6 protein-coding genes are annotated in these 14,062 nt (G+C 63.9%); 2 read left to right on the top strand and 4 right to left on the bottom strand.

From position 1 onward, the window contains the following. Window positions 1-1,143, top strand: coding sequence for a homoserine O-acetyltransferase MetX (gene metX, locus BN972_RS03730; protein ID WP_036353037.1), 1,143 nt, complete (start codon window positions 1-3; stop codon window positions 1,141-1,143). Further along, window positions 1,140-1,871 carry a class I SAM-dependent methyltransferase gene (locus BN972_RS03725; protein ID WP_036356442.1) on the top strand — a complete coding sequence of 244 codons (732 nt, stop codon included), beginning with the start codon at window positions 1,140-1,142 and terminating at the stop codon, window positions 1,869-1,871. Before metX ends, BN972_RS03725 begins: the two co-directional genes overlap by 4 nt. Before the next feature lie 4 nt (window positions 1,872-1,875). On the opposite strand, the gene BN972_RS03720 is transcribed toward BN972_RS03725, so the two are convergent. The 4 genes from BN972_RS03720 to BN972_RS31080 all read right to left on the bottom strand — a co-directional run bounded on the left by BN972_RS03720 (window position 1,876) and on the right by BN972_RS31080 (window position 13,982). Then, a complete protein-coding gene (locus BN972_RS03720) occupies window positions 1,876-2,451 on the bottom strand; it encodes a carboxymuconolactone decarboxylase family protein (protein WP_036353035.1) in 576 nt (191 codons plus the stop codon). Beyond that, the gene (locus BN972_RS03715) at window positions 2,448-2,759 is read right to left on the bottom strand and encodes a carboxymuconolactone decarboxylase family protein (RefSeq protein ID WP_036353033.1); all 312 of its coding nucleotides are present in this window, start codon (window positions 2,757-2,759) and stop codon (window positions 2,448-2,450) included. The genes BN972_RS03720 and BN972_RS03715 overlap by 4 nt, the downstream gene beginning before the upstream one ends. Before the next feature lie 79 nt (window positions 2,760-2,838). Next, the gene (locus BN972_RS31085; protein WP_390176195.1) at window positions 2,839-6,942 is read right to left on the bottom strand and encodes a beta strand repeat-containing protein; all 4,104 of its coding nucleotides are present in this window, start codon (window positions 6,940-6,942) and stop codon (window positions 2,839-2,841) included. Further along, the gene (locus BN972_RS31080) at window positions 6,894-13,982 is read right to left on the bottom strand and encodes a PPE domain-containing protein (protein ID WP_167659553.1); all 7,089 of its coding nucleotides are present in this window, start codon (window positions 13,980-13,982) and stop codon (window positions 6,894-6,896) included. Before BN972_RS31080 ends, BN972_RS31085 begins: the two co-directional genes overlap by 49 nt. Between the last annotated feature and the right edge of the window lie 80 nt (window positions 13,983-14,062).

Below are 14,062 nucleotides of genomic sequence, written 5' to 3'. Positions count from 1 at the left end.
GTGACGATCTCCGACGTGCCCACGCAAGCGCTGCCCGCCGAAGGTGAGGTCGGCGTCGTCGACATCGGCGCGCTGCGGCTGGAAAGCGGTGCGGTCATCGACGACGTCCACATCGCGGTGCAGCGCTGGGGCGAGTTGTCGCCGACGCGCGACAACGTGGTGATGGTGCTGCATGCACTCACGGGCGACTCGCACATCACCGGGCCCGCCGGACCGGGGCACCCCACGCCCGGCTGGTGGGACGGGGTCGCCGGACCGGGCGCACCGATCGATACCAATCGCTGGTGCGCGGTGGCCACCAACTCGCTCGGCGGCTGCCGCGGCTCCACCGGGCCGAGCTCGCTGGCCCGGGACGGAAAGCCGTACGGCTCAAGGTTTCCACGCATCACCATTCGCGACCAGGTCGAGGCGGACATCGCCACGCTGGCCGCGCTGGGAATAACTCAGGTGGCCGCCGTCGTTGGCGGGTCCATGGGCGGTGCACGCGCGCTCGAGTGGATTGTCGGCCACCCCGACCGGGTGCGGGCGGGCCTGTTGCTGGCGGTGGGCGCCCGCTCCACCGGCGACCAGCTCGGCACGCAGACCACCCAGATCGCGGCGATCAAGGCAGACCCGAACTGGCAGGGTGGCGACTACTACGACACTGGCCGGGCTCCCGACGAGGGGCTGAAAATCGCCCGCCGCATCGCGCATCTGACCTACCGCGGCGAGGTCGAGCTGGACCGGCGGTTCGCCAACGAGCCGCAGCTGGGCGAGGACCCCGCGGCCGGCGGCCGCTACGCCGTGCAGAGCTATCTGGAGCACCAGGGCGACAAGCTGCTTTCCCGCTTCGACGCGGGCAGTTACGTCGCGCTGACCGAAGCACTCAACAGCCACGACGTCGGGCGCGGACGCGGCGGCGTGCACGCGGCGCTGACTCGGTGCCCGGTCCCGACCGTGGTCGGCGGCATCACGTCCGACCGGCTCTACCCGCTGCGTCTGCAGGACGAGCTCGCCGAGCTGTTGCCGGGCTGCGGCGGGGTGCGGGTGGTCAAGTCCATCTGCGGCCACGACGGCTTCCTGATCGAATCCGACGCGGTGGGTGTGTTGATCCGCGAGACCCTGCAATTGGCCGAAGGCGCGTGCGCGAGGCAGCCAAGGTGACCCGATCCCAGCGCGACCGTTCCCTGTCCTTCGGCGCGGCCGCGGCCGCCTACGAACGGGGCCGGCCGACGTATCCGCCGGAAGCGATCGACTGGTTGTTGCCGCCCGGTGCCCGCGAAGTCCTCGACCTGGGCGCAGGGACCGGCAAGTTGACGACGCGACTGGTCGAGCGCGGCCTGGACGTGGTAGCCGTGGACCCGGTTCCCGAAATGCTGGAGGTGCTGACCGCATCGCTGCCGCAGACGCGCGCGCTGCTGGGCACGGCCGAAGAGATCCCGTTGCAGGACAACAGCGTTGACGCGGTGTTGGTGGCCCAGGCGTGGCACTGGGTGGACCCGGCCCGCGCCATTCCGGAGGTGGCCCGGGTGTTGCGTCCGGGCGGTCGGCTGGGTCTGGTCTGGAACACCCGCGACGAACGGCTCGGCTGGGTGCGCGAGCTCGGCGAGATCATCGGCCGCGACGACGATCCGGTCCGCAACCGGGTGACACTCCCCGAGCCGTTCACCGAGGTGGAACGCCACCAGCTTGAGTGGACCAATTATCTTACGCCGCAGGCACTTATCGACCTGGTGGCCTCGCGAACCTACTGCATCACCTCGCCTACCGAGGTGCGCACCAAGACGCTGGACAAGGTACGCGAGCTGTTGGCCACCCACCCGGCTTTGGCGAACGCCAATGGCCTTGCCCTGCCTTACATCACGGTGTGCGTGCGGGCCACCCTGTCCTAGTGGTTTATCGGTAGCCGCGTTTGAGCAGGTGCCTCGCGCCGGCGTCCATGGCAGCGGGTTCGGCCATCTCGAAGTTGAAGGCATTGGCCAGCCGGTTGGTGATGTCGAAGGCCAGGCACACGCCTAGCGCATCCTTGATCTGCTCGGCCGAAGCGCCGGCGTCGAGAACCGCCCGGATATCGTCGGCGTCGACACGGTGTTCCCGGGCGAGCTTGCCGAGCAGCCGGAGGGTCTCCCGCAACGCCGCCCCGATCGGCGCCGCATCCAAATCGGCAAGCACGGCAGCGACTTTCGCGTCGTCTCGATACCACTGTCTGGAAGTGGCGGTGTGCGCGGCGACGCAGAACGGGCATTCATTGGCTTGCGAGACGACGGCGGCCATCAGCTCGCGGTCCCCGACCGACCATTCCGAAGTGCCTCGCATGGCCTCGTGGGTGAGCTCGCCGGCACCGTAGAAATCGCGTCGGTAGAAGGCCAGCTTCACGGCATCGACGACCGGATGCCCCGACACCAGCCGGATCACGGCGAACAGCGCCTTGATGTGTAGCGGGTGGCCGTGGTCGAGGACGCCGAGCCTCATCGCTGTGCCCCGGTGGCGTCGGCGAGCGCCGCCAGGCCGCTGGTGTAGTGGCGGTTGGCCTGTCCGACGGCGGCGCTGACCACCAACTCGAAAACCTGGTCTTCGCTGAATCCGGCCTTGCGCACCTCGGCGATGTCTTTGTCGGTGACCTCATAGGAGCGCTGGGCCACCTTTTCGATCAAGGCACGTATCGGCTCGGTCAGTCCGGCATTGTCGAAGGCGGCTCGGCGCAGCGCGGGCGATGCCGCCGCCTCGCTGGTGAGTACGCGGGCCACCAACTCGCTGTTCAGTCGGGTGATGTCAGTCATCGTTCACGGGCTCCTCTGCTGCGGTGCGTCACTTACAGCCTTTGTATAGATGACGAACCAAGAGGCGGCGGTCAGACAGTCACGGCCCTTTCCCGGTGAAGAAGAAACCCGACAACTTCTCGCCGACGTTGTTGAAGCCCGAGATCACCGCGGACGCAAACAGGTCCAAGGAGCTGAAGTTGTACAGGCCGGCAATATCGGTGCCACGGTTCAGCATGCCCGATAGTTGGGTGCCGAAGTTGGCGACGCCGGAAAGCGATCCGGCCGCCGCGGTCGACACCGAGTTCAGCAGGCCGGACACGGAGGTGCCGAAGTTCATGAAGCCGGAAACGGTGCCGCCGCCGCTGTTGAAGAAGCCTGACGACGGCAGCAGGCTGGTGTTGAAGAGGCCCGGGGTGCCGCCGAACCCGGCGAGCGGAATGTCGATTGGCCCCAGCGTGCTGGTCGCGTGCAGATCGAACAGGATGCGGTCGATGACGGCCGTCGGCAGGTCGAAGGACGGTGTGCCGCTTTCGAAGCCGAAGCCCAACGGCAGCAACGGGATTCCGCCGGCCGGGGTGTTGAAACCGGGGATGGTCAGTGACAGCGGCAGCCCGATGTTGATCGGCCCGGTGGGGATCGTGAATCCCGGGATGGTCAGCGACCCACCCAGGGTGTGGATCGGCTCGAGCTTGAAGCCGGGGCTGTCGACCTTCACACCGGCCGGAGAGCCCTCGATCGTGATCGGTCCCGGAATGACAAAACCGTAACTGGCGGCGACAACGAAACTTGAACTCCCGCCGGAGATCGAGAAACTGGGCGCAGTGCTGTAGTCGATGGTGATGTTCGGTCCGGTGATGGTAATAGGCGCGACGCTGATGGGGCTGATGCTGATGCCTGGGCTGATCGACGCGTGTATCGACGGAATCGGGATGGACGGAATGTTGACCGGGCCGATCCCGCCGGCCGCGTCGAGGTACCACGGAATGGTCGGGATGTGGATGGGCGGAATCACGGTGATGGGCCCCAGGCCGCCGACGATGTCGGCGCCGACCACCGGGATCACCGGGAAGGTGTACTCGAGGGAGAATCCGGGCAGGCCTTGGTAGTTGCCTCGCCAGATCAGGCCGTCGACGTAGTTGCCGGAGACGAGAGCGCCGGTGTTGACGCTGCCGGTGTTGAGCAGGCCGGTGTTGGAGTTTCCGGTGTTGAACCAGCCGGTGTTGATGTTGCCCGGGTTGAAGTCGCCGCTATTGGCGTTGCCCGCGTTGAAGCTGCCGGTGTTGTGGTGCCCGGCGTTGCCCAGCCCGGTGTTGAAGTTGCCGGCGTTGAATATCCCCGTGCTTCCGATTCCGGCGTTGCCGATGCCGGTGTTGTAGTTGCCGGTGTTGAAGAACCCGACATTGCCGTTGCCGGTGTTGAAGAACCCGATGTTGCCGTTGCCCGAGTTGAACAGTCCGAGGTTGCCGCTGCCGGAGTTCAGCCCGCCGATGCCGGTGAGGTTGTCGCCCTGCAGCCCGATGCCGATGTTGTTGTTGCCGGTGTTGGCGAATCCGATGTTCCCGAGGCCGAAGTTCCCGAAACCGAGGTTGCCGCTGCCGGCATTGGCGAAGCCGAAGTTGTTGTTGCCCAACAGGCCTGCGGCCAGACCCGAGTTGCCGAACCCGAAGTTGCCGTTGCCGACATTGGCCAGCCCGAAGTTGCCATTGCCGATATTGCCCAGCCCGAAGTTCTGGCCGCCGATGTTGGCCCCGCCCACGTTCAGGTCACCGACGTTGCCGAAGCCCACGTTGAAGTTGCCGACGTCGGCCAGCCCGATGTTGGCGATCAACGACCGGTTCATGTCCGATCCGGCCGTCATCATGCCTGAGAGATGGTGGCCGACATCGCCGAAGCCGGACAGCAGCGCCTGCTGTCCGAAGGCCAGCGTGCTGGTGTTGTACAGGCCCGACAGCCCCGTGCCCACATTCAGCAAACCGGAGTGCAGTGAGCCCACATTCATGTATCCAGAACCGTTGCCCATCAATGCGTCGTGAGCCTGATTCCAGAGGCCCGACACGCCGGCGCCGAAGTTGCCCCAACCGGAGCCGCCGCCCGCGCCGCTGTTGAAGAAGCCGGAAGACGGTGTGGCCGTGGTGTTCCAGAAGCCCGGAGTGGGCGGGATGTGCAGTACCGTGGTGTTGCTGCCGATGAGGTACACCGAGCCGTCGGCGTTGCCCAGAATCTGCGGGAACGTGATCGCCGGGATGCTGACCGCACGGGTCCCAGCATCGAGGTTGAGGCTCAGCAGGTTTGCCGCCGAGAAGTTCAATCCGCCGGGGAAGATGGTGATCGCGTCGATGACACCGGGCGCATGCACGCTGGCCAGGATCTGGCTGATGTTGATTTCGGGGGTATGGAATCCCGAGGTTATCAGCTTGAAGAAGGTATTGGACTCCCCGGCAACGCCGCCGAAGGTGACCAGGTTGCCTGTTGCGAAGGGGGGCCCCGGCCAACTGGCGCCGATGGTGTAGTAGGTAGGACCTGTGTCGAACGGGTGGCCTTCACTCGGCCACGTCCAGATGATGAACGGGCTGATCGCCGAGTTCGACCCGGTCGTCTGGTCGACGTGCTGGATTATTTCGAGCTGGTTGATACCAGGGATGGCGACCGATGGCAGCCTGATCGGGCCGACGGCGATGGTCCCGTTGAAGTCGGGGTGCAGCGCGGGGATGTCGATCTGCGGGATGGTGAAAGCGCCCATCGCGACGTTGCCGGTGAGGTGCAGGTGTGTCACGGGCACCGGGATGGGCGGGATGACGACCGGCCCGAAGGAGGCGTTGGCGTGGATGTCGAAGAGGGTGACCGGCGGCATCGGCAAGGTGGTGGCGTAGCTGAACAAGCCCTGGTACTCGCCTCGCCAGAAGAAGCCGTTGCTGGCGTTGCCCGTCATGAACGCACCGGTGCCGATGTTGCCCGAGTTCAGCACGCCCGTGTTGGAGTTGCCGGTGTTGAACCAACCGGAGTTGATGTTGCCTGGGTTGAAGTCGCCGGTATTGGTGTTGCCCGCGTTGAAGCTGCCGGTGTTGTAATGCCCCGCGTTGGCCACGCCGCTGTTGAAGTTGCCGGTATTGAAGAATCCGGTAGAAGCCGTCCCCGCGTTGCCGACACCGGTGTTGTAGCTGCCCGAGTTGAACAACCCGACGTTGCCGGTGCCGCTGTTGAAGAACCCGATATTGCCGGTTCCGGAGTTGAACAGCCCTATATTTCCGGACCCGGAGTTGAGCCCGCCGATGCCGGTCAGGTTGTCGCCCGAAAGCCCGATGCCGATGTTGTTGTTGCCGCTGTTCGCGAAACCGATGTTGCCGCTGCCGGAGTTGGCCAACCCAAAGTTGTTGTTGCCCAATAGGCCTGCGGCCAGGCCGGTGTTGGCGAACCCGAAGTTGCCGTTGCCGAAGTTGCCCAGCCCGAAGTTGCCGTCGCCGAAGTTGCCCAGCCCGAAGTTGCCATGGCCGACGTTGGCGAACCCGAGGTTCTGCAAACCGATGTTGGCGGCGCCCAGGTTGAATCCACCGATGTTGCCGAAGCCGGCGTTGAGGTTGCCGACGTCGGCCAGGCCGACGTTGGCCATCAGCGTCTGGTTTAGCGCGGTTCCGGCAGCGGACAGCCCGGACAGGTGGTTGCCGAAGTTGCCTATGCCGGAAAGCAGCGCCGGCGTGCCGAAGACCAGCGGGCTGGCCGTGTTGAAGAATCCGGAGACCCCTGAACCCACATCGAGCAGGCCCGAACTCAACGTCCCGACGTTGAGAGTGCCGGACAGCGTTCCGGTCAGCGCCGTGTGCGCCTGGTTCAGGAAGCCTGATACGCCAGAACCGAAGTTGCCAAAACCCGACACCCCGCCGGCACCGCTGTTGAAGAAACCCGACGACGGTGTGGCAGTGGAGTTTCCGAAGCCCGGCATCGCCGGGATATCGATGATGGTGACGCTGCTGTGCGGCATGCTGATGTTCAGCGCAGCTTTCAGCGGCAGCGGGTCGATGGTGAGACCACCGGGGAAGATCGTGATGGCATCCAGCACACCGGCCGCGTCGATGTTGATCGGGATCGGGTTCTGCGGGATGTTCAGGCCGCCCGGGAACAGGGTGAACGCCGGAATCCCGCCCGTCAGATCGATCTTCAACGGGAAGGGGTCGCTCGCGATGGTCGGGATGGTGACGGTCGGCATGGTGATCTTGGTGTAGCCGCTCGATGCATTGCTCGGCCCGCCGAACAAGGTGAGACCGGTGACCGGCTTTCGGGCCCAGCCGTTGTCCATGACGCCATTCGGTTGTCCGATCGTCCAGACGTCGCCGAGGGCCTTGACGGTGATGACCGGCAGGGTGAAGGGCGGCGGCGCCGGCGCCGGGGGGCCGTAAACGGGAAGAGGTATTCGCCACCGAGGGTCATGCCCTTGAAGAAGACGATCGACGGGATCTCGATGGTCTGGTGGATGTCGGGGCCCAGTGCCGGAACATCGATCTGCGGGATGGTGAACGGTCCGACGTTGACGACCTGGTGAATGTCGAACAGCGACATGCTCGGGATGTCGAACTGCGGGATGGTGACGGGACCGAAGTTGAAGGTCTCGTTGAAGTCCAGGATGGTGCTCGGCTGGATTTCGATGCTGTATTTGAAGCTGAACACGCCGTGGTATTCGCCGGTCCACAACACGCCGTTGTTGAAGTTGCCGGAGTTGAAGGCGCCGGTGTTGACATTGCCCGTGTTGAACATGCCGGTGTTGGTGTTGCCGGCGTTGAACCAGCCGGTGTTGGTGTTGCCGGTGTTGAAGTCGCCGGTGTTGGTGTTGCCTGCGTTCCCGGTGCCGCTGTTGTAGTGCCCGGCGTTGGCCAGGCCGGTGTTGAAGTTGCCGGCGTTGAACAGACCGGTGGAGGCCGTCCCTGAGTTTCCGACGCCGGTGTTGTAGTCGCCGGAGTTGAACAGCCCCCAGTTGCCGGTGCCGGTGTTGAAGAAGCCGATGTTTCCGGTGCCGGAGTTGAACAACCCGATGTTTGCGCTACCGGAGTTCAGCCCGCCGATGCCGGTGAGGTTGTCTCCCTGCAGCCCGATACCGATGTTGTTGTTGCCGCTGTTGGCGAATCCGATGTTGCCCACGCCGAAGTTGGCGAAGCCGTAGTTGCCGCTGCCGGCATTGCCGAACCCGAAGTTGTTGTAGCCCAACAGTCCTGCCGCCAGGCCGCTGTTGCCGAACCCGAAGTTTCCGTCACCGATATTGCCGAATCCGAAGTTGCCGCTGCCCAGGTTGCCGAAGCCCAGGTTGCCGCCACCCAGATTGCCGCCGCCGAAGTTCATGCCGCCGGCGTTGCCGGCACCGAGGTTGAACTCGCCGAAGTTGCCGAAGCCGATGTTGATGCCACCCACGTTGCCCAGGCTCAGCAGGTTGACCGGATCCAATGCCTCAAGTTCGTGGAAGAAACCGTCGATCAGTTGCGAGATCGGGGACGGGCTCGAGGGGGCGGTGAGTATCGCGATCAGGCCCTGGTAGGAGATGCCCGAGACGTGGTTGCCGAGGTTGCTCAACCCCGAGATGTTCGCAATCGTGTCGAACTCCAGCGAGCTCACGTTCAGCAGGCCGGAGATGCCGGTGCCGGCGTTGGACATACCCGATACCAGCGAACCCACGTTGCCCACACCGGAGAGCACGCCCAGCGTCGCACTCGACGCGTTGTTCATGAGACCCGAGACCATCGCGCCGGCGTTGAAGAAGCCCGAGCCTCCCCCGGCGCCGGAGTTGAAGAAGCCCGACGACGGCAGCGTGGTCGAGTTCCCGAAGCCCGGAGTCGGCTTCAGGTCGATGATCGACAGCGTGTAAGGCCCCGCGGTGGTGGCGATGTCGTAGTTCAGCGGAATCCCGGCGATCGTCATCCCGGGAATGGTCACGGCGGGAATGTCCGCGGAGAAATTGATCGGCAGCGTCTGCCCCATCGACATGCCCTTGATCACCGAGGCGGGGATGTCGATCGGCGGGATGTCGATCGGGAGCGCCTGGCTGATCGAAATCGCATCGAGGGCGATCGCCGGGTTGGCGAATTCCAGCGGCAGGTAAAGCTGGCCCAGCGTAATGAAATTGAGGACGACGGGAGCCTCGAGCTCGATGAAGATACTTTCCGGCAGCCCGAACCAATCGCGCAAGAACTGCGGGAGGGCCCAGTTCACCTTGAACGGGTTCAGCGTGATGTTAGAGGCGGTGACGGGGCCACCGACAAACTGTCCGTTGGCGCTGATCGGGGACAGCAGCGTGGTCGCCGGTGCGTGGAAGTTGATGTTTCCGGTTCCGTCGAAGCTGATGTGAATGGCCGGGATCGGGATGTCGGGCACAGTGAAGGCGTAGTTGCCGTTGCCGTTGATACCGAAGTGCAGTGGCGGAAGAACGTGGATGTCCGGGATGACGATGGGTCCGAGGCCGCCGGTGGTGGTGACGTGGATGGGGAACTCGGGAATGGTAATCCCGTAGTAGAAGCTTGCCAGTCCTTCGTAGTTGCCCCGCCAGAACATGCCGTTGTTGTAGTTGCCGCTGATGAACGCGCCGGTGTTGACGTCACCCGAGTTCAACACGCCGGTGTTGGCGTGCCCGGTGTTGAACCAGCCGGTGTTGTAGTTGCCGGGGTTGAAGTCGCCGCTGTTGCCGGTGCCGGTGTTGAAGCTGCCGGTGTTGTAGTGGCCGGCATTGCCCAGCCCGGTGCTGTAGTTGCCGACGTTGAACAGACCGGTGCTGGCGATCCCGGCGTTTCCGATGCCGGTGTTGTAGCTTCCGGAGTTGAACAACCCGAAGTTGCCGGTGCCGGTGTTGAAGAACCCGACGTTGTTGGTGCCCGAGTTGAACAGCCCGATGTTGCCGCTACCGCTGTTCAGGCCGCCGATGCCGGTGAGGTTGTCGCCCTGCAGCCCGATGCCGATGTTGTTGTTGCCGGTGTTGGCGAATCCGATGTTGCCGAGCCCGAAGTTGCCGAACCCGGAGTTGTTGCTGCCGGCATTGCCGAATCCGAAGTTGTTGTTGCCCAACAGGCCTGCGGCCAGGCCGGTGTTGCCGAATCCGATGTTGCCGTTGCCGAAGTTGCCGAACCCGAAGTTGCCGCTACCGATGTTGCCGCCGCCGAAGTTCTGCCCACCGATGTTGGCGGCGCCCAGGTTGAGATCTCCAACATTGCCGAAGCCGAAGTTGCCGCTGCCGAGATTGGCCCAGCCGAGGTTGAGGATGCTGCTGCCCTGGTTGAGAACCGTTCCCGCGGTGAACAATCCGGATAGCTGGTGGCCGACGCCGCCGAACCCCGAGAGGAAAGCGGAACTTCCGAGCGGCAGTGCGCTGGTGTTGAACAAACCCGACACGCCCGAACCCGCGTTCAACAGGCCCGATCCCGCCGTGCCGAAGTTGGCGAATCCAGAACCCGCACCTACCAGTGTGTCGTGCGCCTGGTTCAGCATGCCCGACATTCCGGCACCGAAGTTGCCGAACCCCGAGCCACCACCACCACCGGAGTTGAAGAAGCCCGACGAGGGAGTGGTGGACGAGTTGCCGAAGCCCGGGAGCGGCTTGATGTCGATGAACGGCAGGTGGATGTCACCGACCATGCCCTTGGCGTCGAGGGTCAACGGCACGGTGGTGATCGTTAAACCGTTTGGCAGCAGCGTAAATGCGTCTAGACCGCCGGAGAAGTTGGCGATCCCGGCGGATGCCTTCGGCACGGTGAGCCCGTTGGGGAAGAAGGTGAACGCGTCGTTGCCGCCGGTGATGGCGATGTTGGCAATGGTTTGGGCGGGGATGGAGAAGCCATTGGGCAGCAGCCGCACGATGTTCGTGCTCAGGCTCACCGACAGCGGGATGTCGCTGCCGATGGTGGGACCGCTGATCTTGACACCGCTCAACGAGAGGTCGGAGATGAAGAACCCGTTCGGGTTACCCAACTTGTCGATCTTGACCAACGGATTGTTGAAGCTGAACGATCCGATGCTGGCCGAGATGGCGTCGAAGCGCGAGTTGAGCACGACGATGGGCGAGATGAAGGTCTGCCCCAGGTCCACCGAACCCAGAGCTTGCAGCGGTATCGCGGGAACGGTGATGGGCGCGAAGTTGATCGGCCCGAGGCCGACGGCCGCGTTGGTGATGTTGAAGTGCAGCGCGGGGACGGGCACCGGCGCGACATGAACGGGCCCGACGCCACCGATGGCGTGCACGGTGATAGGGGCCCGAGAAATCGTGATGTCCGAGTAGGCACTCATCAGGCCTTCGTACGTGCCGCGCCAGAACATGCCGTTGTTGCCGTGACCGCTCATGAAGGCACCGGTGTTGAGGCTGCCAGAGTTGAAAAGCCCGGTATTGGAGTGCCCGGTGTTGAACCAGCCGGTGTTGAAGTTGCCCGGATTGAAGTCGCCGCTGTTGGTGTTGCCGGCGTTGAAGCTGCCGGTGTTGTAGCTGCCGGCGTTCGCGACGCCGGTGTTCAGGACGCCGGCATTGAACAGGCCGCTACTCGCCGATCCGGAGTTGCCGATCCCGGTGTTGAAGCTGCCAGAGTTGAACAGGCCGAAGTTGCCGGTGCCGGTGTTGAAGAAGCCGACGTTGCCGGTTCCGGAGTTGAACAACCCGATGTTTCCGGAACCGGAGTTCAGGCCACCGATACCGGTGAGGTTGTCTCCCGTCAGCCCCATACCGATGTTGTTGTTCCCGGTGTTGGCGAAACCAATGTTGTTCAATCCCAGGTTCGCGAAGCCGTAGTTGTCGCTCCCGGCGTTGCCGAAACCGAAGTTGCCGTTACCCAACTGGCCCAGCGTCAGGCCGGCGTTGCCGAAACCGAAATTGCCGCTGCCGAAGTTACCCAGACCGAAGTTGCCGTCCCCGACATTGCCTAAGCCGAGGTTGTACCCGCCGACGTTGGCCGCACCCAGATTGAAGTCGCCGACGTTGCCGAACCCGACGTTGAAGTTGCCGACGTCGGCCCAGCCGAGGTTGGCAATGATGCCGCGGCTCAGCGCGCTTCCCGCCGCGGAGACACCGGACAGTGTTTCGCCGATGCTCGCGATACCGGAGAGCGATGCCGGCGTTCCAAACGGCAGCGAACTGGTGTTGTACAGACCGGACACCCCTGACCCGAAGTTCAGCATGCCCGAGTGCAAGGTCCCGGCATTGAATGCACCTGAGCCGGATCCCGTCAGCAAGTTCGGCGCCTGGTTCAGCCAGCCGGATACTCCCCCGCCCATGTTGCCGAACCCCGAGGTGCCGCCGGCACCGGAGTTGAAGAAGCCGGACGACGGAGCAACGGTGGTGTTCCCATAGCCCGGTGTCGCCGGAAGATTGAACGGACCCCGAATCTGGGTGGGTCCGATTTCGATGTGTGCACCGAGGTTGATCGGGATGCGGTCGATGGTGATGGCCGGGGTGCTGAAGCCGTCGATTTGGCCGTCAATGTCAATCGTCAGCGGGATCGGTTGTCCGGGAACGCTGAAGCCGGGGATGGTGAAGCCGGGAGTTCCCAGGCCCAAGTTAGCCAGCAGCGAGAGCGGACTATCCGGCACGCTGATGCCATTTGGGAAAATCGTGAACGACGGGGTGTTCCAGTTGACTTTGACATTCAATACGGGCAGGCGGGTGTCGATATGTATCGGGCCGGTGACCGAACCGGCCGAATCGATGGTCTGCGGTATTGTGACGATCCCGAACAGATCGAACGGCCCGGCCGGGAAACTCGCCTGGAATACCTGTTTGGCTATCAGTTCGATCGGCGTAATAGTCACCGGCCCGATGCTGATCGGGATAGCTGTGCCACCACCGATTGGCGGAATCACGATGTCTGGAATGGCCAGCGGCGGGATGAAGAATGTGTGGTGAATGTTTAGCGGAATGGTGGGAATGATCGGGATGGGCCGCAAGGTGATGGGTCCGATGCCGCCGAAGATGCCCAAGTCGAGCGGGATGACGGACACATGCGTCCCGCTGGCGAAGCCGATCAGTCCCTCGTTGTCACCCACCCACAGCACGCCATTGCTCTGGTTGCCCGCGATGAAGGCACCGGTGTTGACGTTGCCCGAATTGGCGATGCCGGTGTTGGTGTTGCCGGTGTTGAGCCACCCGGTGTTCGTGTGGCCGGGGTTGAAATCGCCGGAGTTGAAGCTGCCGACGTTCAGCGTGCCGGTGTTGTAGTTGCCCACATTGGCCAGACCGGTGTTGAAGTTTCCGGCATTGAACAGGCCTGTGCTGGCGAGCCCCGAGTTGCCGACACCGCTGTTGTAATTTCCGGAATTGAACAAACCGAAGTTGCCCGTACCAGAATTGAAGAATCCGACGTTGTTGGTTCCAGAATTGAACAACCCGATATTGCCGGTACCGGTATTCAGGCCGCCGATACCGGTCTGATTGTCACCGGTCAGCCCAATGCCGATGTTGTTGTTCCCTGTATTTGCGAAACCGAAGTTGTTGGCGCCGGTGTTCGCGAACCCGATATTGCCACCGAGGAAGGCGCCAAGGGCCGCGTTACCGAACCCGATATTGCCGTTCCCCACGTTGCCGAAGCCGAAGTTGCCGATACCGCTGTTGGCGAACCCCAGGTTCTGCGCGCCGAGGTTGCCCGCACCCACGTTCCATTGACCGACGTTGCCCAGGCCGAGGTTGTAGTTGCCGACGTTGGCGATGCCGGCGTTGAGTTGCATCGCTTTCTCCCCGGCGGCGGCACCGATCGCCGCTGCCGTGCCGGCCAGCCCGGTCGGATTGTGCACGAAGGGGGTCAACGCCGCGGCGATCACCGACGCGCCGGCGTGATACTCGAAGATCGCCGCGACGTCCTGGGCCCACATCTGTTCGTACGCCGCCTCAGTGGCTGCAATCGCCGGCGCATTGAGGCCGAAGATGTTGGACAGCGCCAACCGAACCAGCTCACTGCGGTTGGCCGCCACCGCCAGCGGGTGCGCGACAGCGGCCACCGCCGTCTCGAAGGCGCTCGCGACCGCCTCGGCCTGCGCGGCGGTCGTCTCTGCTTGCGCAGCCGCGGCACTCAGCCAGCTCACGTACGGACCGGCCACCTCGGCCATCGCGGCTGCGGCCGGACCCTGCCATGCCCCCTCCGTCAGGCCGGACGTGACCGAACCGAACAAGGCTGCGGCCGACCACAGTTCGGCACCGAGTCCCTGCCATGCCTGAGCGGCCTTCAACAACGGCCCGGTCCCAGCCCCCGCATAGATCAGAGCGGAGTTGATCTCCGGCGGCAGCACCGGAAATTCCATGACCGAATCCCTTCAGGATGTGCACACCGCGTTGCTTGCGGATTTCAGCAGTCCTTGCGGAGACCCCCGGCCCAGCAGTC

Source organism: Mycobacterium asiaticum DSM 44297 (assembly GCF_000613245.1).
Classification (GTDB): domain Bacteria; phylum Actinomycetota; class Actinomycetes; order Mycobacteriales; family Mycobacteriaceae; genus Mycobacterium; species Mycobacterium asiaticum.
The sequence above is the reverse complement of the archived record's forward strand: the minus strand, read 5'-3'. Positions and strand labels throughout refer to the sequence as shown.

Excerpts from the sequence above, each read along its gene's own strand:
- BN972_RS03720 (WP_036353035.1), bottom strand. The coding sequence starts at position 2,451 with ATGAGGCTCGGCGTCCTCGACCACGGCCACCCGCTACACATCAAGGCG.
- BN972_RS03715 (WP_036353033.1), bottom strand. The coding sequence starts at position 2,759 with ATGACTGACATCACCCGACTGAACAGCGAGTTGGTGGCCCGCGTACTC.
- BN972_RS31085 (WP_390176195.1), bottom strand. The coding sequence starts at position 6,942 with ATGCCGACCGTCACCATCCCGACCATCGCGAGCGACCCCTTCCCGTTG.
- BN972_RS31080 (WP_167659553.1), bottom strand. The coding sequence starts at position 13,982 with ATGGAATTTCCGGTGCTGCCGCCGGAGATCAACTCCGCTCTGATCTAT.